The 21,302-nt window shown below is 61.5% G+C and carries 20 protein-coding genes and 1 other RNA gene; 11 read left to right on the top strand and 10 right to left on the bottom strand.

The window, feature by feature from the left end; genetic code table 11:
- Positions 1 to 3 precede the first annotated feature (3 nt).
- From hisC to gyrA, 5 genes are all read right to left on the bottom strand, one after another.
- Complete coding sequence (gene hisC / locus BXA07_RS09020; RefSeq protein WP_076567436.1) at positions 4 to 1,110, bottom strand: histidinol-phosphate transaminase; 1,107 nt, start codon at positions 1,108 to 1,110, stop codon at positions 4 to 6.
- Between the two features lie 44 nt (positions 1,111 to 1,154).
- Positions 1,155 to 2,225, bottom strand: a complete 1,071-nt coding sequence (gene pheA, locus BXA07_RS09015; protein ID WP_076567435.1) for a prephenate dehydratase — start codon at positions 2,223 to 2,225, stop codon at positions 1,155 to 1,157.
- A 180-nt stretch (positions 2,226 to 2,405) separates the two neighbouring features.
- Entirely contained in the window at positions 2,406 to 3,497 is a 1,092-nt protein-coding gene (gene serC / locus BXA07_RS09010; RefSeq protein ID WP_076567432.1) for a 3-phosphoserine/phosphohydroxythreonine transaminase, read from the bottom strand.
- Between the two features lie 26 nt (positions 3,498 to 3,523).
- Positions 3,524 to 4,108, bottom strand: coding sequence for a DUF2059 domain-containing protein (locus BXA07_RS09005; RefSeq protein WP_076567695.1), 585 nt, complete (start codon positions 4,106 to 4,108; stop codon positions 3,524 to 3,526).
- 154 nt (positions 4,109 to 4,262) lie between these two features.
- Positions 4,263 to 6,938, bottom strand: a complete 2,676-nt coding sequence (gene gyrA, locus BXA07_RS09000) for a DNA gyrase subunit A (protein WP_076567430.1) — start codon at positions 6,936 to 6,938, stop codon at positions 4,263 to 4,265.
- 611 nt (positions 6,939 to 7,549) lie between these two features.
- Here gyrA and ompA point away from each other — a divergent pair.
- From ompA to BXA07_RS08975, 5 genes are all read left to right on the top strand, one after another.
- Positions 7,550 to 8,260 (top strand): outer membrane protein OmpA, encoded by a 711-nt coding sequence (ompA, locus tag BXA07_RS08995; RefSeq protein WP_076567428.1) that lies wholly within the window; start codon positions 7,550 to 7,552, stop codon positions 8,258 to 8,260.
- Positions 8,261 to 8,387: 127 nt separating this feature from the next.
- The gene (gene ubiG / locus BXA07_RS08990) at positions 8,388 to 9,083 is read left to right on the top strand and encodes a bifunctional 2-polyprenyl-6-hydroxyphenol methylase/3-demethylubiquinol 3-O-methyltransferase UbiG (protein WP_076567426.1); all 696 of its coding nucleotides are present in this window, start codon (positions 8,388 to 8,390) and stop codon (positions 9,081 to 9,083) included.
- 66 nt (positions 9,084 to 9,149) lie between these two features.
- Positions 9,150 to 9,854 carry an HAD family hydrolase gene (locus BXA07_RS08985; RefSeq protein ID WP_076567424.1) on the top strand — a complete coding sequence of 235 codons (705 nt, stop codon included), beginning with the start codon at positions 9,150 to 9,152 and terminating at the stop codon, positions 9,852 to 9,854.
- Between the two features lie 91 nt (positions 9,855 to 9,945).
- Positions 9,946 to 10,306, top strand: a transfer-messenger RNA (tmRNA) gene (ssrA, locus tag BXA07_RS08980).
- A gap of 295 nt (positions 10,307 to 10,601) precedes the next feature.
- On the top strand, positions 10,602 to 11,804 hold the full coding sequence (locus BXA07_RS08975; RefSeq protein ID WP_076567422.1) for a tyrosine-type recombinase/integrase: 1,203 nt from the start codon (positions 10,602 to 10,604) through the stop codon (positions 11,802 to 11,804).
- A gap of 17 nt (positions 11,805 to 11,821) precedes the next feature.
- Here the strand turns inward: BXA07_RS08975 and BXA07_RS08970 are convergent, their stop codons facing one another.
- A complete protein-coding gene (locus BXA07_RS08970; RefSeq protein ID WP_170909630.1) occupies positions 11,822 to 12,865 on the bottom strand; it encodes a nucleotidyl transferase AbiEii/AbiGii toxin family protein in 1,044 nt (347 codons plus the stop codon).
- A gap of 2 nt (positions 12,866 to 12,867) precedes the next feature.
- Complete coding sequence (locus BXA07_RS08965) at positions 12,868 to 13,593, bottom strand: DUF6088 family protein (RefSeq protein WP_212592281.1); 726 nt, start codon at positions 13,591 to 13,593, stop codon at positions 12,868 to 12,870.
- Between the two features lie 666 nt (positions 13,594 to 14,259).
- Here BXA07_RS08965 and BXA07_RS08960 point away from each other — a divergent pair.
- Positions 14,260 to 14,562 (top strand): HNH endonuclease, encoded by a 303-nt coding sequence (locus tag BXA07_RS08960; RefSeq protein WP_076567420.1) that lies wholly within the window; start codon positions 14,260 to 14,262, stop codon positions 14,560 to 14,562.
- Positions 14,563 to 14,953: 391 nt separating this feature from the next.
- Here the strand turns inward: BXA07_RS08960 and BXA07_RS08955 are convergent, their stop codons facing one another.
- A complete protein-coding gene (locus BXA07_RS08955; RefSeq protein WP_076567418.1) occupies positions 14,954 to 16,555 on the bottom strand; it encodes a sensor domain-containing diguanylate cyclase in 1,602 nt (533 codons plus the stop codon).
- A 238-nt stretch (positions 16,556 to 16,793) separates the two neighbouring features.
- Here BXA07_RS08955 and BXA07_RS08950 point away from each other — a divergent pair, with 238 nt between their 5' ends.
- A complete protein-coding gene (locus tag BXA07_RS08950) occupies positions 16,794 to 17,258 on the top strand; it encodes a hypothetical protein (protein WP_139335500.1) in 465 nt (154 codons plus the stop codon).
- A 1-nt stretch (position 17,259) separates the two neighbouring features.
- Positions 17,260 to 17,628 carry a hypothetical protein gene (locus tag BXA07_RS08945; RefSeq protein WP_076567415.1) on the top strand — a complete coding sequence of 123 codons (369 nt, stop codon included), beginning with the start codon at positions 17,260 to 17,262 and terminating at the stop codon, positions 17,626 to 17,628.
- Between the two features lie 46 nt (positions 17,629 to 17,674).
- On the opposite strand, the gene BXA07_RS08940 is transcribed toward BXA07_RS08945, so the two are convergent.
- Positions 17,675 to 17,917, bottom strand: coding sequence for a hypothetical protein (locus BXA07_RS08940; RefSeq protein ID WP_076567414.1), 243 nt, complete (start codon positions 17,915 to 17,917; stop codon positions 17,675 to 17,677).
- 250 nt (positions 17,918 to 18,167) lie between these two features.
- Here BXA07_RS08940 and BXA07_RS08935 point away from each other — a divergent pair, with 250 nt between their 5' ends.
- The 3 genes from BXA07_RS08935 (at position 18,168) to BXA07_RS08925 (ending at position 20,239) form a co-directional block, all read left to right on the top strand.
- Entirely contained in the window at positions 18,168 to 18,926 is a 759-nt protein-coding gene (locus BXA07_RS08935; protein WP_076567412.1) for a hypothetical protein, read from the top strand.
- A complete protein-coding gene (locus tag BXA07_RS08930; RefSeq protein ID WP_076567411.1) occupies positions 18,923 to 19,165 on the top strand; it encodes an Imm32 family immunity protein in 243 nt (80 codons plus the stop codon). The genes BXA07_RS08935 and BXA07_RS08930 overlap by 4 nt, the downstream gene beginning before the upstream one ends.
- A gap of 63 nt (positions 19,166 to 19,228) precedes the next feature.
- The gene (locus BXA07_RS08925) at positions 19,229 to 20,239 is read left to right on the top strand and encodes an SMP-30/gluconolactonase/LRE family protein (RefSeq protein WP_244556227.1); all 1,011 of its coding nucleotides are present in this window, start codon (positions 19,229 to 19,231) and stop codon (positions 20,237 to 20,239) included.
- Here BXA07_RS08925 and BXA07_RS08920 read toward each other — a convergent pair.
- Positions 20,226 to 21,293, bottom strand: coding sequence for an SDR family oxidoreductase (locus BXA07_RS08920; RefSeq protein ID WP_076567409.1), 1,068 nt, complete (start codon positions 21,291 to 21,293; stop codon positions 20,226 to 20,228). The two genes, BXA07_RS08925 and BXA07_RS08920, sit on opposite strands and share 14 nt — an antisense overlap.
- Positions 21,294 to 21,302: the final 9 nt, after the last annotated feature.

Here is a 21,302-nt window from a genome sequence, read left to right as displayed (position 1 = left end):
TCGTCAGGCCAGCGCTTTCGTCAGCGCGGCGATGAAGATGGCGTTTTCCTGCGGCAGGCCGATGGAAATGCGCAGCCATTGCGGCAAGCCGTAGCTGCCCACCGGGCGCACGATCACGCCCTGCTTGAGCAGCGCCAGGTTGACACGCGCGCCCGCTTCATCGTCGTCGCCCACCTTCACCAGCACGAAATTGCCGTGCGACGGCACGTATTCCAGGCCCAGGGCGTCGAACGCCTCCGTGAACTGCTGGTAGCCGGCCGCGTTGTTGCGCGCGCTCTGCTCGAGGAAGTCCTTGTCGTTCAGGGCGGCAATCGCCGCGGCCTGCGCCAGCGAATTGACGTTGAACGGCTGGCGGATGCGGTTCATCAGGTCCGTCAGCACCGGCTGGGCGATGGCGAAGCCGATGCGCAGGCCGGCCAGGCCATACGCCTTCGACAAGGTGCGCGACACCACCAGGTTCGGATACTGGCGCACCCACGCCGTCGACTCGTACTGGTCTTCGGCCGACAGGAATTCGTTGTAGGCCTCGTCGAGCACGACGACGACATGCGCCGGCACTTTTTGCAGGAAGGCTTCGAGCTGCGCCGCCGTCAGGAAGGTGCCGGTCGGATTGTTCGGGTTGGCGATGAAGACCAGGCGCGTGTCATCGGCAATCGCCGCCGCCATGGCGTCGAGGTCATGGCCATAGGCTTGCGCCGGCACGACGATGTGGCGCGCGCCCAGGCCTTGCGTGGCCAGCGCGTACACGGCGAACGAGTACTGCGAATACACCACGGACTGGCCGTGCTCGACAAACGCGTGTGCGGCGATTTCCAGGATGTCGTTGCTGCCGTTGCCCAGGGTGATCCAGTCGGCCGGCACGTCATAGCGCTTCGACAGCACGGCCTTCAGGTCAAAGCCGTTGGCGTCCGGGTAGCGTCCCAGGTCATCGATGGCGGCGATCATCGCCTGCTTGGCCGATTCCGGCATGCCGTACGGATTTTCATTCGACGCCAGCTTGACGATGGCTGCCTCGTCGAGGCCGAATTCGCGCGCGACTTCCGCGATCGGTTTGCCGCTCTGGTAAGGGGCGATGGCGCGGACGTATTCTGGACCGATATTTTTAGACATGGTGCTCTTTAAAAAAGTGGGTAATTGTTAGAATAACTACAACTTCACAGGCTGACCGGATACGACCCCAGCACCTTGAAAAACGCCGCGTTGCCCTGCAGTTCGGCCAGCGCCTGGGCGACGGCCGCGTCGTGCACGTGGCCTTCCACATCGACATAGAAATAATACTCCCAGCTGCCCATGCGCGCCGGGCGCGACTCGAAGCGCGTCATCGACACGCCGTGCTTGGCCAGGGGCGCCAGCAGCTGGTACACGGCGCCCGCCTTGTTCGGCACGGCCAGCACCAGCGAGGTCTGGTCCTTGCCCGACGGCGCCGTCTGCAAGGTGCCGACGACGGCAAAGCGCGTGCGGTTGTGCGGGTCGTCCTGGATATGGCCCTTGACCACGCCCAGCTTGTACTGCGCGCCCGCCAGTTCGCTGGCGATCGCCGCCACCGTGCCGTCTTCGCCGGCCAGGCGCGCCGCCTCGGCGTTCGAGGCCACGGCGCGGCGCTCGATGTGCGGATAATTCTGGTTCAGCCAGACCTGGCACTGCGCCAGCGCCTGTGAATGCGCGCAAATGGCCGTGACGCCATCCATGTTGCCGCTCTTCGTCATCAGGCTGTGGTGCACGGCAATCGCCACCTCGCCGCTGATGATGAGGCTGGTCTGCAGCATCATGTCCAGCGTGCGGTTGACGGCGCCTTCCGAGGAATTCTCGATGGGCACCACGCCGAAATCCGCCGTTCCCGCCTCGGCGGAGCGGAACACTTCGTCGATGGACGCGCACGGCAAGCCTTCGACGGCGCTGCCGAACTGCTGGTAGACGGCCTGTTCGCTGAACGTGCCGGCCGGGCCAAGATAGGCCACGGTGACGCGTTTTTCCAGCGAGCGGCAGGACGACATGATTTCGCGGAAGATGGTCTGCACTTCGCGGTCGCCCATGGGGCCGGGATTGCGCTCGGCCACGCCGCGCAGCACCTGCGCTTCGCGCTCGGGGCGGAATACGGGCGCCTGCGTTTCGGCCTTCACGTGGCCCACCTGCTGGGCGATCTGCGCGCGCCGGTTCAGCAAGTCGAGGATTTGCGCGTCGATGGCATCGATCTGTTCGCGCAGCGGTTTCAATTTATCGGTCATGGTAGGTTTGTTTCGTCAGCTGTACTTCAATCATGGCCGCGCGGCCTGCGCCGGCGGCGGGCCGGCGCGCTTATTCATGAGAATGCCGGACAAAATGATCAGGGCTAGGCGCGTTGCCGCTGACAGTACGAATGTACGACAAGGCAATGCAACAACGCCCTGGACCTTTTGACTGGCATTCTAGCGTCCGGCAAACTCGTTCAGATAATCGACCAGGGCTTGCACGCCCTCGATCGGCATCGCGTTATAGATCGATGCACGCATGCCGCCGACGGACTTGTGGCCCTTCAGTTGCAGCAGGCCGCGCTGCTTGGCGCCGGCCAGGAATGCGTCGTTCAAGCTTTCGTCGCGCAGATAGAACGGGATGGTCATGCGCGAGCGGTATTCCGGGGCGACCCGGTTCTGGTAAAAGTCGTCCGCATCGAGCGCCGCGTACAGCAGCGCCGCTTTCTCAATATTACGCTGTTCCATGGCTGCCACGCCACCCTGGCGCTTGAGCCACTGGAAAACCAGGCCGGCGATATAGATGCCGTAGGTGGGCGGCGTGTTGTACATCGATTCATGTTCGGCCACGATGCTCCAGTCGAAAGCGGACGGGCAGATCGGCAGCGCCTTGCCCAGCAAGTCTTCGCGCACGATGACCAGGGTCAGGCCGGCCGGGCCGATATTCTTTTGCGCGCCGCCGAAAATGACGCCGTATTGCGATACATCAATAACGCGCGACAAAATATGCGAAGACATGTCGGCCACGATGGTGGTCCCTGCCGGCACGTTCGGCGCCTGCTGGAATTCCACGCCGTCGATGGTTTCATTGGTGCAGATGTGCAGGTAGGCGGCGCCCGGCGTCAGCTGCCATTCGGCGACGGGCGGCACGCCCGTGAACCCGGCCGCCTTGGACGAAGCGGCCACATTGACGTTGGCATACTTGGCCGCTTCCTGGATCGACTTGCCCGACCACGAGCCCGTGTGCACGAAGTCGATGGTGGCCGGCTGCTGTGCGGCCAGGCCCACCAGGTTCATGGGGATGATGGCGTTCTCGCCCAGGCCACCGCCCTGCAGGAACAGGATTTTATAGTTCTCGGGCACGGCCAGCAGCTCGCGCAGGTCGGCCACGGCCTGCTTGTAGATGGAAATGAATTCGGGACCTCGGTGGCTCATTTCCATCACCGACATGCCGCTGCCATGCCAGTCCTGCATTTCAAAGGCCGCTTGCGCCAGCACTTCCTTGGGCAGGACGGCGGGGCCGGCTGAAAAATTGTAGATATGGGTCACGATACGGTCCTTGGCGAAAATGAGAGTTATTGGGGCGGCTGCGTGGCCGCCCGCATGACCTGGTCAAGCACGGCGTTCACGCGCGGAATCAGCACGCGCTGGCTGATGGCCATCGATTCGGCCGACAGTTGCGGCATGGTGGCCAGCATCTTGCGGCCCAGCGGCGTCTTGTAGAAGGCCGTCAGCTGCTCGACTTCCTGCACCGTGTAAAAGCGCGCGTACAGGGGCACCATTTCGGCGCCCAGGTCGTCGATCAGGGTCGGGTCGGCCAGCACCTGCGTCAGGGTGGCGATGGCGACGGGGATTTCTTCCTCGGCGCTGGCCAGCGCGCGCGCCTTGCGCTGCTCGTCCAGGTTCGGGTTGCTGCTGATTTGCTGCTGCGCCGACTGGCGTATCATGGCCGGCACCGATTGCAGCATCTGGTCGAAGATGCTGCGCGTGAGCTGCGGGAATTGCATCGCGTCGAGCATGCGCCGCACGGCCACTTTCATGGCGGGGCTGGGCGCCGCCTGGCGGGCGGGCGTCGCCTGCGCGGACTGCGCCAGGGCCGGCAGGGTGGCAAGAAAGGCCAGCGAAAACGCGGCGAAGAAGGTGGCGACGATTTTTCTCATGGCTTGCGGGATGTTGAATGAATGGTAAAAGGGCACTGCCGGATGCATGTCGGCTTACGCCCGACGGGCTAAGCCGACCTACGGAATTCTGCTGGCGGCACCACGAAAAGGCACGCCAATAGCAATTGGGGCTCCCGAAAGAGCCCCAATCATCTTACTCCGGCTGGGCCGGGTCTGCCGGATCGGCAGCCGCCGGCGCGGCTGCGGCTTCCGTGCCCGCCTCCGTCGTCAGCTCGACTTCGTCGATATCCGTTTCCACCACGCGCTGCAGGCCGGACAGCTTGGTGCCGTCTTCCACGGCGATCAGGGTCACGCCCTGCGTCGCGCGGCCCATCTCGCGGATTTCCGACACGCGGGTGCGGATCAAGACGCCACCGGTGGTGATCAGCATGATTTCATCGCTGGCATCGACCAGGGTCGCGGCAACCACTTTACCGTTGCGCTCGCTGGTCTGGATGGCGATCATGCCTTTCGTGCCACGGCCATGGCGCGTGTATTCAAGAATCGGCGTGCGCTTGCCGTAGCCGTTTTCCGTGGCTGTCAGCACCGACTGCTGCTCGTTCTCGGCCACCAGCAGGGCGATCACGTGCTGGCCCTCTTCCAGGTTCATGCCGCGCACGCCGCGCGCCGTGCGGCCCATCGGACGCACGTCGTTTTCGTCGAAGCGCACCGCCTTGCCCGAATCGGAGAACAGCATCACGTCGTGCTGGCCGTCCGTCAGCGCCGCGCCGATCAGGAAGTCGCCGTCGTCCAGGTCGACCGCGATGATGCCGGCCTTGCGTGGATTGCTGAAGTCCTTCAGCGGCGTCTTTTTCACGGTACCGAGGCTGGTCGACATGAACACGTAATGGTCTTCCGGGAACGTGCGGTTCTCGCCCGACAGCGGCAGGATCACGGTGATCTTTTCGTTGTCCTGCAGCGGGAACATGTTGACGATCGGCTTGCCGCGCGAATTGCGCGAGCCTTGCGGCACTTCCCACACCTTCAGCCAGTACATGCGGCCACGATCCGAGAAGCACAGGATGTAGTCGTGCGTATTGGCGATGAACAGCTGGTCGATCCAGTCTTCCTCTTTGGTCGCCATGGCCTGCTTGCCGCGGCCGCCGCGCTTCTGCGCGCGGTATTCGGAAATCGGCTGCGCCTTCATGTAGCCGGTGTGCGACAGGGTCACGACCATGTCCTGCGGCGTGATCAGGTCTTCCGTTTCCAGGTCGGTGGCGTTGAGTTCGATCTGCGAGCGGCGCACGTCCTTGTTGCCAGCGCCGTATTCGTTCTTTGCCACGTTCATTTCATCGGTAATGATGATGGTGACGCGCTCCGGCTTGGCCAGGATGTCGAGCAAGTCGGCGATGTGCGCCATGACTTCCTTGTACTCGTTGACGATCTTGTCCTGCTCCAGGCCGGTCAGGCGCTGCAGACGCATCTGCAGGATCTCTTGCGCCTGGTCGTCCGACAGCTTGTACAGGCCGTCGGCCTGCATGCCGTAGTGCTTCGGCAGGTTTTCCGGACGGTAGGCGTCCACGCCGCCCGGCGTCGTGCCGTCGCCCGTGCGGGCCAGCATTTCGCGCACGACGGACGAATCCCATGGACGGGCCATCAGCTCGACCTTGGCGATCGGCGGCGTCGGCGCTGCCTTGATGATGGCGATGAAGTCATCGATGTTGGCCAGGGCGACTGCCAGGCCTTCGAGCACGTGGCCCCGTTCGCGCGCCTTGCGCAGTTCGAACACGGTACGGCGCGTGACCACTTCGCGGCGGTGCGACAGGAAGCACTGCAGCATCTGCTTGAGGTTCAGCAGCTTCGGCTGGCCATCGACCAGCGCCACCATGTTCATGCCGAAGGTGTCTTGCAACTGGGTCTGCTTGTACAGGTTGTTGAGCACCACTTCCGGCACTTCGCCCCGTTTCAGCTCGATCACCACGCGCATGCCCGACTTGTCGGACTCGTCGCGGATGTCGGAAATGCCGTCGAGCTTCTTGTCGCGCACGTTTTCGGCAATGCGTTCCAGCAAGGATTTCTTGTTCACCTGGAATGGCAGCTCGTCGACGATGATGGCGATGCGGCCGCCGTCCTTGCCGTATTCCTCGAAGTGCGTCTTGGCGCGCATGACGACGCGGCCGCGCCCCGTGCGGTAGCCGTCGCGCACGCCGGACACGCCATAGATGATGCCGGCGGTCGGGAAATCGGGGGCGGGGATGATCTCGATCAATTCATCGATCGTGCAGTCCGGGTTGCGCAGCACGTGCAGGGCGCCGTCGATCACTTCCGTGATGTTGTGTGGCGGAATGTTCGTCGCCATGCCCACCGCGATACCGGACGAGCCGTTGATCAGCAGGTTCGGGATACGCGTCGGCAAGACCGTCGGTTCCTTTTCCTTGCCGTCGTAGTTGGGCTGGAAGTCGACGGTGTCCTTGTCGATATCGGCCAGCAGCTCGCTGGCGATCTTGTCCAGGCGGCACTCGGTGTAACGCATGGCTGCGGCGCCGTCGCCGTCGACGGAACCGAAGTTACCCTGGCCATCGACGAGCATGTAGCGCAACGAGAAATCCTGCGCCATGCGCACCAAGGTGTCGTAGATCGAGGCGTCGCCGTGGGGATGGTACTTACCCATGGTTTCGCCGACCACGCGGGCGCACTTGACGTAAGGGCGGTTCCACACGTTGTTCATTTCATGCATCGCGAACAAGACGCGGCGGTGCACTGGCTTCAAGCCATCGCGCGCATCCGGCAAGGCGCGCCCGACGATCACGCTCATGGCGTAATCGAGGTAGCTCTTGCGCATCTCTTCTTCGAGGGAAATAGGAATTGTTTCTTTTGCGAATTGATCCATTGGCGGTTCGACTGATCTCAGGCTGTGGTTAACTTATCTGTTACGCAATGTATGACGCAATACTGCATATCCTGGGTGGCTGTCGTCGTGGATGCCGCACCGCGCGCAGCTGGCGCGGCCCGGCGTCCATGTCGCAGAGTGCCTGACAAACCGTACCGGGCGGTAACGCCGCCGCGGGCATTTGCTTCACACTCTTGACAGTCAAGCGCACGATTTTAGCATGCGCGCCCTGCTACCTGTACAAATTGGCCAGACCAGCAAGATTGCCACTTTGCACCAGACGCTGTGGACCAGCATGTCGTTAATGCACAATGGCAATACCAGTTCAAGTCACCTGCCCTTAAAAGTGGCAAAAAAAGCGATCAATTGTTACAGACGCGTTACAAATGAGCATTTGCGTTGCGCAAAAACAACGTGCGGTCTAAAATCGGGCAAGCTTTGATTTAACCACGGTCGTGCGCCCCTGATGCGTGTGGCAAAATGACTGAGAAGTTAATTGCTAGTTTCGCAATCTGAAACGAGCGCATATGGTCTACATGATAAAATCTTGGCACGTAGCACCAGTAGCGCAGTGTTGTTCTGCGGATATCACCCCCCGAAAGGAAAAAAGAATGAATAAATTTGTAACGCTGTTTTTCGCTGCATCCGCAGTGATTGCTGGCTCGGCTTCGGCCCAAACCCCAACCTCCCCACCGTTCGCGCCAGTTACCACTGACATCAAAGCACCAAGCCCAAAAAGCGCTTACGTGCAAGATGCCCGCGGCGTCATCGTGCGTGATCCATTCGGCCTGTGCTGGCGTACCGGCTACTGGACACCAGCTGACGCGGTGCCAGGTTGCGACGTTCCCCTGTGCGTAGAGCCAGAAACTCTGCAAGACGGCAAATGCGTGGCCCCACCTCCGCCAGCAGTGCCAGCACCGGCACCAGTCGTCGTCGTACCAGTACCAGTCGTCGTTGCTCCTACCTCGGAAAAAGTCAGCTTCGCCGCTGATGCCTTCTTCGATTTCGACAAAGCTACGCTGAAGCCAGAAGGCAAAGCCAAGCTGGACGAGCTGACCGCACAACTGGGCGGCATCAACCTGGAAGTCATCATCGCTGTGGGTCACACCGACTCCGTCGGCACCGATGCTTACAACCAAAAACTGTCGGTACGTCGTGCTGATGCTGTCAAAGCCTACCTGGTTTCCAAAGGCGTTGAAAGCAACCGCGTGTACACCGAAGGCAAGGGCGAGAAGCAGCCTGTTGCTGACAACAAAACTGCCGAAGGCCGTGCGAAAAACCGTCGCGTGGAAATCGAAGTTGTCGGTACCCGCAACAAGTAATAGCTGAGCCCCTGGACTTGCCGCAAGACATCGCGCAAGTCAAGGACAGCATGAAAAACCCCGCCACGGCGGGGTTTTTTTTCGTCCGTGGCTGCCCAATTGTAAAATTGCCGCTATTATTCGACCTATGAACGCCGACCCTCTCGAAATCCAAAAATTCAGTGAGCTGGCCCACCGCTGGTGGGACCCCACTTCCGAGTTTCGTCCCCTGCACGAAATTAACCCCCTGCGCCTGGAATGGATCAACGCGAAAGTGCCGCTGGCCGGCAAACGCGTGATCGACATCGGCTGCGGCGGCGGCATCCTGGCCGAATCGATGGCCCGCAAAGGCGCCGACGTGACGGGCATCGACCTGTCCGACAAGGCCTTGAAAGTTGCCGACCTGCACAGCCTGGAATCGGGCGCCAAGGTGCGCTACAAGCTGATCGCCGCCGAAGCCATGGCCGAGGAAGAGCCGGGCCTGTACGACGTCGTCACATGCATGGAAATGCTCGAACACGTGCCGGACCCCGCCGCCATCGTCAGGGCTTGCGCGACGCTGGTGAAACCGGGCGGCCACGTCTTCCTGTCGACCCTGAACCGCAACCCGAAAGCCTATCTGTTCGCCATCCTGGGCGCCGAATACGTGCTGCGCCTACTGCCCAAAGGCACGCACGACTACGACAAATTCATCACCCCGGCCGAGTTGTCGCAATACATACGCAGCGCCGGCCTCGATGTCAATAGCATGCGCGGCATGGGCTACAATCCATTGACCAAAATTTACTCACTTAACAGCGATACCAGCGTCAATTATCTGGTGGCCTGCACCCGGCCCCTGTAATCCGTGCGCGTAGCAAAAGGCGGCTGCGGCCGCCATTTTTCATGCCATTTCACCACCTCAGCCATCATGACCACTGACCACCTGCCAGCGCCGCGCGCCATCCTGTTCGACCTCGACGGCACCCTGGCCGACACCGCGCCCGACCTGGCGGCGGCCATCAACCTGCTGCGCGCGCGCGCCGGCCTGGCGCCGACTCCCTACGAAGTGCTGCGCCCCACGGCCTCGGCCGGCGCGCGCGGCATGATAGGCGCGTCGTATGGCGTCCAACCGGGCGAAAGCGGCTATGAAGCCCTGAAGGACGGCTTCCTGAACAATTACGAAGCGGCGCTGGCCGTGGAGAGCCGTCTGTTCGACGGCATCCCCCTGCTACTCGACGGCTTGAGCCGCCTGGGCCTGGCCTGGGGCGTGGTCACCAACAAGGCCGCCCGCTTCACCGACCCGCTGGTGAGCCAGATCGGCCTGGGCGCGGCCGGCTGCGTGATCTCGGGCGACACCATGGCGCACCCGAAACCGCACCCCGCCCCCCTGCTGGAAGCGGCGCGCCGCCTGGACCTGGCGCCGGAAGACTGCTGGTACGTGGGCGACGACCTGCGCGACATCCAGGCCGGCCGCGCCGCCGGCATGCGCACGGTCGCCTGCGCCTGGGGCTACTGCGGCCCCGTCGAGCCGCAGCACTGGAACGCCGACCACCTGCTGGACACGCCGCAAGCGCTGCTTGAGCTGGTGAGCACTGTGGTGAAGGCGGCGCAGGCGCGGCAGCTGGCCGCGTGATGGCTTGAAGCTGCGTCTGCCTGACCTTCCATCCATTACTGCGAAAGCATCATGCAAGAGTGGGCAGATTGCGCTACAATGAAGGTTCTGTGGGGACGACCTGGTTTCGACGTGGGTTGCAAAGCAGCGCAGGGCATACCGAGGGCTGGCTACCTCGTAAATACAACCAGAAAAAACTTAACTGCAAACGATAACTCGTACGCACTGGCAGCTTAATCGCTGTTAGCTCTAGAACACCTCGTCCCTGGGGTGGGCCGTCAAAAGCTCTAGAGTCATTTACAGGGACTCGTCTGATGCTGGGTTACTTAGCGTCCGACTAAATAATAGGTAACTCGCTTGTACACAGCGTGCACGTCCGCGTTGTACCGGTTAAATTAAATGGCAGTGCTAAGTATGTAGAACTGTCTGTGGAGTGCTTGCGGACGCGGGTTCGATTCCCGCCGTCTCCACCACTTATTCGCTTTAAGCAGCCTCAAGTAGTACAAAAACCCGCCTCCGAGCGGGTTTTTTACTATGGGGAGTGTCCGTCATCGTTGCAGGACTTCCGCTGGCATCCGGCGGCAACATGGGGTAGTGGCTCGGGGTAATAGCGAACAGCAGCATGGCCTTACCCCACATTATCTCATCCGTCGCTTACCGCGGACTCCTTACCTGGGAAAGCGAACTCTACCGGCTTGAGACGGATCAATCTTTCATGGGAACTATTAATCGAGTGGGTTACTCCAACGCGTCAGACGGAGATACCCCATGCCTCTTACCGATGTGAAGATCAAGTCCTCCAAGCCCGGCGCAAAACCATACAAGCTGTACGATGAACGCGGGCTTTTCCTGATTGTCACCCCAATGGGGGGCAAATGGTGGCGCTTTAAATACCGATTTGACAATAAAGAAAAATTGCTTTCCCTGGGGATTTATCCCGAGATCGGATTGAGGGACGCCAGGGACAGGCGGGATGAGGCACGCAAGCTTCTGGCGCACTCAATTGATCCTGGACTGCATCGCAAAGCGCAAAAAATGCTGAAACAGGCGCAGGCCGCTAACAGTTTCGAGGCCGTGGCCCGCGAATGGCATGCGAAGTTCGCGCCCACTTGGGCAGAGCATCACGGCGATCGTATTCTCCGCAGACTTGAGCGTGACATTTTCCCCTGGATCGGCAACAGGGCCATCGCTGAGATATCGGCTCCCGAGGTGCTTGCGTCCGCCCGTCGAATCGAGCGCCGTGGAGCGCTTGAAACAGCCCATAGGGCGCTCGCAAATTGTGGCCAGGTATTCCGCTATGCGGTGGCCACCGGCCGCGCCCTGCGTGATCCCACAGGGGATCTGCGAGGAGCGCTGCCTCCGGTCCGGGTTGCGCATTTCCCCGCAGTGACCGAACCCGGCAAAGTGGCCGCTTTGCTACGCGCATTGGATCAGTATGAAGGATCGTTGGTCGTCTCCTGCGCCTTGCGTCTGGCGCCCCTCGTTTTCGTTCGGCCAGGGGAACTGCGCACGGCTAAATGGCGCGATGTCGATCTGCATACGGCGGAATGGCGATTTCATGTTTCCAAGACTGATACGCAGCATATTGTTCCACTGTCTTCGCAAGCACTGGGTGTCCTGCAGGAGGTAAATGCATTGACGGGTAGCGGAGAGTACGTTTTCCCCAGTGCCCGCACCAACGAGCGCCCGATGAGCGACAACGCGATTCTGGCGGCGATGCGCAGGATGGGCATCGAGAAAGACGAGATGAGCGGCCACGGTTTCCGGGCGATGGCGCGCACGATCCTTGACGAAGTGCTTGGCGTGCGTCCGGACCTGATCGAGCACCAACTGGCCCATGCGGTGCGAGATCCGAACGGCAGGGCATATAACCGTACTGCGCATCTGTCCGAACGGAAAAAGATGATGCAGCAATGGTCAGATTATCTGGACCGTTTAAGAACACGAGAGTCGTCAGCGGGTCCGACTTAATCGTCTGAACACGGCGATTACCCACGGTTACTGCCTTTCGTGCGATATCGCATCGCCTCTTCGAATTGACCGACAAAGTCGAGCACGGCATCAAAATCCGGCGGTGCCTCCGTAAACATTTCCACTTGCATCGCGAGGTAGTCCTGCCGCCAGCTTTGCTCTTGATCTGACAAGGGTAACAAACGTAAAGTTTCTGGTGCCATCGCCCGGTAGTCGATCCAGCTCTGGGCAAAGAAGACACTGCGATGCGCCAATACATTGTTGAACAGATCGCGGTCCTCTAGGGCCTTGGCCGCGATACCGCTCTGTATCAGTCGGTACAGGTCATAGTAATGCCTTGCCATTCTCGGCCGTCGTTGCTTGTCCGCTGGCCTGTACGTTTCCTCATGCAGCAGCATGGCCTTTTCCCAGAACGTCCTCTCTGGGGCCAAAGCATGGACGATCGTTTTTAGCTGGGTGAACAACTGCGGGAACACTTCGGCAATGACAGGATGTACTGAACGCTCATGCGCAGGCCAGGGATCAGACCGTGCGCCGAACTCGATCTTGACGATGGGACGTACGTAACGCGCCGCTTCTCCACCGAAGTGAGTAGGGTAAAAGAAGAGCAGCGTCTGGCCGTCGGGGTCCTCCGCGTCCAGGGTAAGTTGCCACCCCGTGGCGCCGAGGCGAGTAATCAAGTGACCGTTCAACGTCGGCATCAAGGTATGCCTGACAAACGTCCCGCATGCTTCACGTAGCGCCTTGAGCCGTTTCGCTTGCTGCTTGGCGCTTGGTGCCCGCTCAGGGCTATTCTCGCCGCCAAAACCAAGGGCATCGCGCCCGATAGTCAAATCGATATCCTCGGAGAATCTGTCGATCAGGCCCCATACCTTCGACAGCGACGTCCCCCCCTTGAAGGTCAAATGGCCCTTGAGCTCTGGCAGCGCAAACAACCGTTCCAAAGTCCAGCACACCCAGAAGTCCTTTTCCACACTGGAGGCCACCCAGCCATTGCGGGCTCCTGTCTGCTCGATGGCCAGCTTCTGGTCTTCCCTGGGCAATGCCAAAAACGCTTGCATGCTCAATCCTTGTCTTGCGCTATCCGTCGCATGACATCTGCAATCCATACCGGCGCCAGCGATGCATCGGCCAGCAGCGCGGCCTTGTCCTCGGCTTTCAACTTGGCCCTGAGCGTAGCGACTACCTGGCCGTCGATATGCGCTCGCTTGAAATGCCGCAATGCCTGGATCACCAGACCGCTGATACGACCAGCCGTCGCCATATTGCGAGGCGTGGTGTGCTTCAGCAGAATGCTCTGCTTGCCGACATGGACAGTACGCGAGACGCCATCGGTCAGGAAGGCCAGTTTCATCGGCACTTGCTCTGTCAAGCCCAAGAGATTGGCGGCGTAGGCGCCCGATGGCTGAAGGCGCAGGCGGCCCTTGCCCGCAATCGCTTGCGCGATATCGTCGGCCGACGGCAATAGCGGTCCCAGAATCGCGTGCGTGCGCGGGACGTCGTACAGTCCTCGCGCTACTCGTCGCAGCGCCCCCGTCGCCGTGAGACGCGATAGCACCTTATCAACGGCCGCTCGGCTGCCCAGGTGGAGAAAATCAACCGGACTGAAGACCTTCCCCGCTTCGCTCGCGGCCAACTCGGCGCGGATAGCCGCGTCCACACTGCCTTTTGCAGGCGGCGTGGGCTGAACGGATCGGCTTCTGCCGGAGGAGATGGAATTGGTGCGCATGTCAGAAAATATAGCACGTTTTTCTGACAAAGCAAGCGCGGAGGAGGTTTGGCCCAGCATGGCGGGTTGGCGTTGGGCGAGCGCAGCGAGATCGGCCCCGCAGGGCAAGCCACGTTTGAGCGAAGCGAAAACATGGCTTGCTCCTCACCTGCGAGCGCACCGTCCGCCCCGGCCGCAGGGTGTATGCATTGGCCAGCGCCGCCGAGTCGCCCGGCACGCCACGCCGATCAGACGGCATTGCGTGAGCTGGACCATGCATCGCCGACGCTCCACGGCACAGGCTGCGTAGTGGGTACGTTTTAGGGGTAACTGGGCTGGCCAATGACACCAAATTTTGCTCTTTCCCCTATGACGCGCCTGTGCGATTCAATTGACGCCGTCTCCACCACTGAATAAATAAAAGGGCTTCCCCGTCTTGGCGGGGAGGCCCTTTTCATTTATTCCATGCATGCGAACGCGGGCAGCGCATCCGCGTCCGGTACGGGCGCGGGGGTTTTGCGGGACTTCGGCGGGCGCAGCCCGGCGCCGCAAAACCGGGTTGCGCTTGCAAGCGCAACCCTCTCCGATTCGTCCGGCCAGCTCTTGCGCCGCCGTAGCCTTATCTAATGACAACATTGGTTGTTCAGGCTGCATACGAATGACAGCCCGAAGCCTCGCTTCGTCATGCAACATCCGGGGCCAATGATATAGTGGCGGAAATATAGATAGTCACTGAAGGAAACTACCATGAAAAACGACGCAAGCGCTCGCCCGCGAGCAAGCCAGACACCGGCCAGACTCAGCAAAGGGGACTTCGTCACCGCACTGCGCAAGCTGCTGCAAGAAGAAGCAAAGGCCGGCAAGTCCAGCGTGGATGTACGCGCCGCAACCCTGCACACCGACGTTGGCGTCTATCCCGCGCGCGGCCACTCGATGCCAACCTGTTGCACCGTCATGCATGAAGAGATGCAGCCGGGCGACGAGGTACTGCTGACGCCACCCGGCGGCAAAGGACCTGCGCTGCTGGTCCGGTATAAATTGCCGCGCTGAAAATCGCGGCCTTGAGCTACCGGCGGCGATTCAGCTGGCGGGTTTGCCTGTGACCTCGCCAGTGGCACACCCGGGCATCGCTCATCCTTGCAGCATGAATCCGATTGATGGGCGTGGCACGGGCAGCAGCCGCCGCAAGCAGGCGCGCTGCACACAAAAAATGGGCGCGACGTCCACGCATGGCGGACCTGCCGCCGCCCCGCTCTCCCCGCCACCGCTCCCCCAATGCTCGGCCCTGTGGACACATCACAAGCGTAACCACAGCGGCCCCCCTCCCTGGGACGATGCCGGAACGGCAATCCGTCACGCTGGCGTCGAACACGTCTTTTGCGGCGGCTCCCGTCAAGCGAAACGCGACCGTGGTATCGCCCGCAGCCAGGGGCAAGCATGGCTAGCGAAATGCAAGAAGGCTCGCTATCCGTCCGGCACTGTCGCGCGACGATGCATGGCGAACCTGGTTTCTCCCGGAGGACTTGGCCTCATACAAAGCCTGGTCAGCGAGTTCGATCAGCTCGACCGGCTGGTTTTCCAGGTGTGCCGGTACAAACGCCGCCACGCCGACACTGGCCGTCACCACGCCAGGGGGATTGCCCCGATGGTCGATGCCCAGCGATTGCACGGCCTGGCGCACGCTTTCCGCCACTGCCAGGGCGCCAACCAGATCCGTTCCGGGCAACAAAATGACCATTTCCTCGCCACCGTAGCGCGCCGCAAGGTCGCCCGGCCTGCGCATGCTGTAGGCCACCACCTTGCCGATCTTTCTCAGGCACTCGTCGCCAGCCACATGGCCATACAGGTCGTTGTATTGCTTGAAGCAATCGACATCGAGCAACACCAGCCCTAGCGGGCTGCCTTCGCGCTGGGCGCGGCTGAATTCGGCGAGCAGCGACTGGTCGAAGTGGCGCCGGTTCGCCAGCCCCGTCAGCCCATCCTGGTTGGCAAGCCGGGCCAGGGTTTCATTCATCAATTCCAGTTCGTTGCGCGCCTCGACCAGTCCCGCCTCGCTGTTTACCCGCAACTCGATCTGCCGCACCATGCGGTAACCGATGAATGCAATCAGCAGCACCAGCACCCCGCCCACGGCATGTTGCATCACCGTGTCGAGGCGCCACGCAGCGAGCACCTCATCCTGCGACAGTGCGGCGGAGACCACCAGCGGATATCCGCTGATTCGTCGATAACTGTTGATGCGTGTCACGCCATCGACGCGCGACCTGAACACGGCGGTGCCAACGGGACCTTTTGGCAAATAATCATGAAATAAGGGAAACTGCGAGAGATCGCGCCCCAGCATGCTTTCATCGAACGGCCGTCTCAACAAAAGAATGCCATTACCATTCGCAATGAAGATGGCGCCCTTTTCGCCTATCGAAAACCGTTCGTAAAACTGCCTGAAATAATTCATGTCGATGGTCGCCAGCGCCACGCCGCCAAAGCTGCCATCAGGCAGATTGATACGGCGTGATACCGTGACTACCCAGTCCCCCGTCGATTTGCTGCGCACGGGCGGGCCGACATAAGGCCCGCGATCGCCATGCGTTCGATGGTAGTTGAAATACTCGCGATCAGAATTGTTCAGATGGCTCAATAGCGTCTTCTGGGAGTTCACCAGCCAGCTGCCATCGCTGGCATAGACGAAGATGCCGTGCAACTGCGGCAGCTCGGCGACGCGGGTGACCAGCAATTTATGGATACGCTCCAGTTCCGTGCCGGAGGCGACGTCCGCTTCCATCCGCTCCACCAGGCCGACCAGTACCGTATCGGCTTCCTTGATGGTGTCATAGGCATGCTGGGCGACAGCTTGCGCCAGGTTGGCGCTTTCGCGGCCCGCTTCCGCCAGTTGCACTTCCCGCGCACGCAAGGTCATCCATAACTGCAGCGCCAGCAGCGACAGGCACACCAGCAAGACGAATGAGATAGCCAGCGGCAACAAGGAGAAACCCCGGAAGCGAGTGCCCAGCAATCGTGGCGGCAGACTATGCGACCTGGTCATGGCGACACTCCCATTTTGATATTTAGCAAAGTGTGCATGAATTAGGCAGCAATATACTCACACATCGTCACGAAAAATGTGAAAAATTCATCATGTGACTTGCCGCGCAATATGTCCTTTGCGCCATGGCGGTGGCGAACCCTGTTCCAGTTCGCAACTGTTTGCGGTAGCGCAATCACAGATGGAATGGACTGCGAAACAATGCCAGTTCCCCAGCGTTGCGTATAACGGAGTTGAGATGCTTGAAGTACAGCCCAGGGACAAGCGTGGATTTTTCATACTGCCTCAGGCACCGGAAGGTGCCGGATACTACGTCTATGGCACCCCTGGCAGGGGCGCGGGTCAATATGCGCATCCGAATATGATGATGGCGCTCCTGTATGTGGAGCGCGAATGGCAAGCGGTCGATGACCGGCAATTTGGCATTGGCAATATCAGCCTGGCTAACGGAACCGCCTATGGCCAGCACTCAACCCACAAATCCGGCCTGGAGGTGGACATTCGCCCGCTGCGCAAGGACGGCCTTCAACTCCCTGTTTATTGGTATGACAGAGACTACGATCAAGCCGCGACGGCAAAGCTCATCGCACTTTTCCGTACCCATGCCAGTGTGCGCAGGGTGCTGTTTAACGATACCAACATTCCATTCGTGACGCCGTTCAAAAATCACGACCATCATTTCCATCTGGAACTGAGAGCCTAATATGAAAACACCGTGGCCCATGGCGCTAAGCGCCCTCACCCTGTTTTCACTGGCCTATGCAGGTGGCAACAGCGACTGGGGCGAATACAAACAGTTCAAGGGTACTTATCTGCTCTATTCGAATACCTTGGGCGAGCAACAGCCGCCCACTCCGCATGACCGCAAGATTTCTTTCCTGGTCACGGGGACCGTTGCCAAGGACATGTTCGACTCCATGGCTCCCGATGCGAAAGATCGCTGCAGCCTGGAGAAAGGCTATCGCGAGCGCAACAAGGAAAATATCTCCTGCACACTGGACCACGACGGTTATGCCTGCCACTTCGGTTTTAACCTGCGCAGCGGCAAAAGCATTGCGGGAGCGATCTGCTAGCCCCCTCGCAGCCTGGCAGCCATTAAACAGCCAGGCTCGGGGGCTCCTACCTTCGGCTCAACGGTACATATTCTCCCGGCAAGTGCGCCGCCTCCAGCGCATCGGCGAACGCCAATAAGAACTTTGCCGGGCCATGTTCGGACACCAGCAAGGATGCGCCCTTGTGGCGCAGCAGTTTCAGCACTTCCTGCTGGTGCGCCTGGTATTCCTGCGAATGGCCGTAGAACGTTTGATACATCTCAAGCGTTTCCATGGCCTTGGCGGCCAGGATGAATTCGGGTTTGTCCATGATGTCTCCTCGTTGTTACTGCTGCCAAAACCACGAAAAAAACCTGCAAGACGTGCTGACCCGTGCCGGTCGCACTGCCTTGGGGCAACCACATCCGTATTTCCATCATACGCCTCAAGCCGGCCGTTGCGTCGTCCTGCCGTGCATCTTTTTCTATCGCTCCCATCCGGCGCCATCGCTGCGGTGCGCGCGCTGGCGCCAGGTGCCCGCGCATGGCATCATGCGCGCTGCCCATCCCTCATAACGACATATGGACCAATATCACTTCCTCGTCGGCGAATTCAAGAAGAATAGCCCCTTCATTGCCGCCACGGCCAGCGCGCAGCTGTTCGCCTGGTTCGCGCGCATCGGCGAACCCGTCGAGCGCTACGGCAACAAGCGCGGCAAGATCGTCAAGTTCTCACAGCGAAATTACGAGAAGATGCTGTTCGCGCCGGAGACCAACAGCATCGGCCTGCTTTCGCCGCGCATCGTGCCGCCCGACGAAGCTGACGAGGCCGTCAACTGCGACGCGCAGGCCATGTATTCATCGGGCTCGGAGCTGGTTCTGTCCATCCGCGCCAGCAAGCTTGCGCTGGCGCCGCTGTTCGACGGTGCGCGGGCCATACCCGGCCTGCTTGAGCATTGCGAATATGTATATTGCTACGCTGAAACGCAGGGCTATGGCACCGGCTACGCACTCGGCTACCGGCAGGTCGACGAGGCCCATCCGATGACCTTTGGCACGCCTTGCCCCGCAAATAACTGGGCCGCCATCCAGCGGCGCGGGTTGCAAGATGCGCACCTGCGCGATGTCTATCCCATCAACGGTTTCACGCCAGCCAGGCTGGATGCGCTGCCGCCCGGGCGCCGGCAAGCGCTGCGCGCGGCGATGCAAGCCCATGGCCGCTGCGAAGACCATGCCGGCTGGATCTTCTGGTACCTGCAGCCTGGGGAACTGGAAGCGGCCCGCGCCGCACTGAACGCACACGCCATGCTGGGCGCCTACATCAGCCACCGAAGCTCATGAGCCCACATTTATCGCTGCACTGCTATCTGCAGGACGCCGCCGCCGAGCGGCCCCTCCCCTGTTCCGACGTGACCATCCAGGCCGACCCGGCCACCTTGCGCGCCATTGCCCATTTTCTGCTGGCCAGCGCGGACGCGTTTGATCTGGCGCAAGACCGGGCCGGCATGCACGCCCATCTGCAAGACGAGTGGGACGGCTGGCAGGACGACTTCCCCGACTTCGTCGTCGTGGCGGCATAGACTGGCGCCCCGCCTGGCGCGCGTCGGGTAACATACGCCACCGTTGCCATACTGAGAACCTTGATGCCTCATTCCCGAACCGCCCTGGCGTCGCTGCGCGCCGCCGTGCTGGCCGCCGCGCTGGCCAGCCTGTCCGCCTGCGCCAGCCCGCCCGCGCACGAAACGCTGTTCCTCGCCACCACCCTGACGGCCCCGCATTCCTTCACCAAGGGCATCGAAGGGCCCGCCGTCGATGCGGATGGCAATATCTACGCCGTCAACTTTGCGCGCCAGCAAACCATCGGCAAGGTCAGCCCCGGCGGCGCGGGCGAGGTCTACCTGACCCTGCCCGGCGCCAGCATCGCCAACGGCATCCGCTTCGGCAGCCGTGGCCAGATGTATCTGGCCGACTACATGGAGCACACGATCTACCTGGTCGACCCGGCCACGCGGGCGCTGTCCATCCACGCGCGCGAGCCGCGCATGACGCAGCCGAACGACATCGCCATCACGGCCGACGACGTGCTGTATGCGAGCGACCCGAACTGGAAGGAAAACACGGGCCGCGTGTGGCGCATCGCGCAGGATGGCACGGTGACCCTGGCGCTCGACACCATGGGCACGGCCAACGGCATCGAAGTCAGTCCCGATGGCAAGATTCTGTACGTGAATGAAAGCGTGCAGCGCAATATCTGGATGTACGACATCGCCGCGGACGGCAGCCTGGGCGGCAAGCGTCTGCTGATCAAATTCGACGATTTCGGCATGGATGGCATGCGCGTGGACGTCGACGGCAACCTGTACGTGACGCGCTACGGCAAGGGCAGCGTCGTCAAACTGTCGCCGCAGGGGCGCATCTTGCGCGAGATCAGCGTGCCCGGCGCCAAGCCCAGTAACATCACCTTCGGCGGCCCCGATGGCCGCACTGCCTACGTGACGGAAGTGGTGCAGGGGCGCCTGCTGCAGTTCCGCGTCGACCGCCCGGGGCTGGAATGGCAGCGGGCGCAGCAGCATAAGGTAAATGCGGCCAATGCGGCGGCAGCGGCGGCGGCAGCCCCGCCACCGGCTGCCGCGGAGTCCGTCAGCGCGGAATGACGCGCTCCGCCTTCAACTTCTCGAACAGGTTGAAGAAGGCGTCTTGCGTATCCTGGTAACCGAGAAAACCCGCCTTGCGGCTCTTGCCCATGTCCGTCATCACTTCCATCGGCCGTCCCAGGTCGGCGTCCGTATGCCACCATGAGGCGAGGCGGCCGACATCCAGCTCGACCAGATCATGCTGCTGCGCAATGGCGCGCCACCGGGCGGGCGCGTCGTGCATGCGGCCGGCCAGCGGCGCCATCGTCTCCGGCAAATCCGCCGCTTCGATGCCGAAGTAGGCGGCCAGGCGCGGCCATAGCCACTTCCAGCGGAACACGTCGCCATTGACGATATTAAAATCTTCGTTGCGCGCGCAAGGGCTGTCCGCCGCCCACGCCAGGTGGCGCGCGATCTGGCCCGCATCCGTCATGTCGGACAAACCGTGCCACTGCGCGGGCGAACCGGGGAAGACGAAGGGCTGGCCGCCGGCCTTGCACAAATGCGCGTACACGGCCAGGGTCAGGCCCATGTTCATGGCATTGCCCAGCGCATAGCCGATGATGGTGTGCGGGCGGTGCACGCTCCACGTGAAGCCATACAGCGCGGCTGCTTCAAACAACCGGTCTTCCTGTTCATAGTAGAAATTTTCGACGGGCTGGCGGCCCTGCTCTTCGCGGAACGGCGTGACGGGCACGCTGCCCTGGCCGTAGGCATCGAACGGTCCCAGGTAGTGCTTGAGGCCCGTCACCAGGGAAGCGTGACGCAGGTGGCCGTTCGGCCCCAGCGCGGCCAGCACATTGGCCACCATGGCGCCGTTGACGCGGATGTTTTCCTGTTCATTTTCCTGGCGCGCCCAGGCTGTAAAGAAGACGTGGCTGGCGTCGACACCCGCCAGCGCGGCGGCGACGGCGGCGCCGTCCGTCGCGTCCAATTGCAGGGCGGTGCAGCCGGCGGGAACTGGCGTGCGGCCACGCGAAACGCCCGTCACCTGCCAGCCTTCGCCGAGCAGATGCGTGGCCAGCTTGCTGCCGATGACGCCGCTGGCGCCGATGATGAGGGCGTGTTTGTGCATGAGAGAGTA

Source organism: Janthinobacterium sp. TND4EL3 (assembly GCF_900156175.1).
Classification (GTDB): Bacteria; Pseudomonadota; Gammaproteobacteria; order Burkholderiales; family Burkholderiaceae_D; genus Janthinobacterium.
This window is presented reverse-complemented; position numbering and strand designations above follow the sequence as displayed.

Bases quoted from the DNA above. Each gene is read 5' to 3' on its own strand.
- hisC (WP_076567436.1), bottom strand. From the start codon at position 1,110: ATGTCTAAAAATATCGGTCCAGAATACGTCCGCGCCATCGCCCCTTAC.
- pheA (WP_076567435.1), bottom strand. From the start codon at position 2,225: ATGACCGATAAATTGAAACCGCTGCGCGAACAGATCGATGCCATCGAC.
- BXA07_RS09005 (WP_076567695.1), bottom strand. From the start codon at position 4,108: ATGAGAAAAATCGTCGCCACCTTCTTCGCCGCGTTTTCGCTGGCCTTT.
- gyrA (WP_076567430.1), bottom strand. From the start codon at position 6,938: ATGGATCAATTCGCAAAAGAAACAATTCCTATTTCCCTCGAAGAAGAG.
- ompA (WP_076567428.1), top strand. From the start codon at position 7,550: ATGAATAAATTTGTAACGCTGTTTTTCGCTGCATCCGCAGTGATTGCT.
- ubiG (WP_076567426.1), top strand. From the start codon at position 8,388: ATGAACGCCGACCCTCTCGAAATCCAAAAATTCAGTGAGCTGGCCCAC.
- BXA07_RS08985 (WP_076567424.1), top strand. From the start codon at position 9,150: ATGACCACTGACCACCTGCCAGCGCCGCGCGCCATCCTGTTCGACCTC.
- BXA07_RS08975 (WP_076567422.1), top strand. From the start codon at position 10,602: ATGCCTCTTACCGATGTGAAGATCAAGTCCTCCAAGCCCGGCGCAAAA.
- BXA07_RS08970 (WP_170909630.1), bottom strand. From the start codon at position 12,865: ATGCAAGCGTTTTTGGCATTGCCCAGGGAAGACCAGAAGCTGGCCATC.
- BXA07_RS08965 (WP_212592281.1), bottom strand. From the start codon at position 13,593: ATGCTGGGCCAAACCTCCTCCGCGCTTGCTTTGTCAGAAAAACGTGCT.
- BXA07_RS08960 (WP_076567420.1), top strand. From the start codon at position 14,260: ATGAAAAACGACGCAAGCGCTCGCCCGCGAGCAAGCCAGACACCGGCC.
- BXA07_RS08955 (WP_076567418.1), bottom strand. From the start codon at position 16,555: ATGACCAGGTCGCATAGTCTGCCGCCACGATTGCTGGGCACTCGCTTC.
- BXA07_RS08950 (WP_139335500.1), top strand. From the start codon at position 16,794: ATGCTTGAAGTACAGCCCAGGGACAAGCGTGGATTTTTCATACTGCCT.
- BXA07_RS08945 (WP_076567415.1), top strand. From the start codon at position 17,260: ATGAAAACACCGTGGCCCATGGCGCTAAGCGCCCTCACCCTGTTTTCA.
- BXA07_RS08940 (WP_076567414.1), bottom strand. From the start codon at position 17,917: ATGGACAAACCCGAATTCATCCTGGCCGCCAAGGCCATGGAAACGCTT.
- BXA07_RS08935 (WP_076567412.1), top strand. From the start codon at position 18,168: ATGGACCAATATCACTTCCTCGTCGGCGAATTCAAGAAGAATAGCCCC.
- BXA07_RS08930 (WP_076567411.1), top strand. From the start codon at position 18,923: ATGAGCCCACATTTATCGCTGCACTGCTATCTGCAGGACGCCGCCGCC.
- BXA07_RS08925 (WP_244556227.1), top strand. From the start codon at position 19,229: ATGCCTCATTCCCGAACCGCCCTGGCGTCGCTGCGCGCCGCCGTGCTG.
- BXA07_RS08920 (WP_076567409.1), bottom strand. From the start codon at position 21,293: ATGCACAAACACGCCCTCATCATCGGCGCCAGCGGCGTCATCGGCAGC.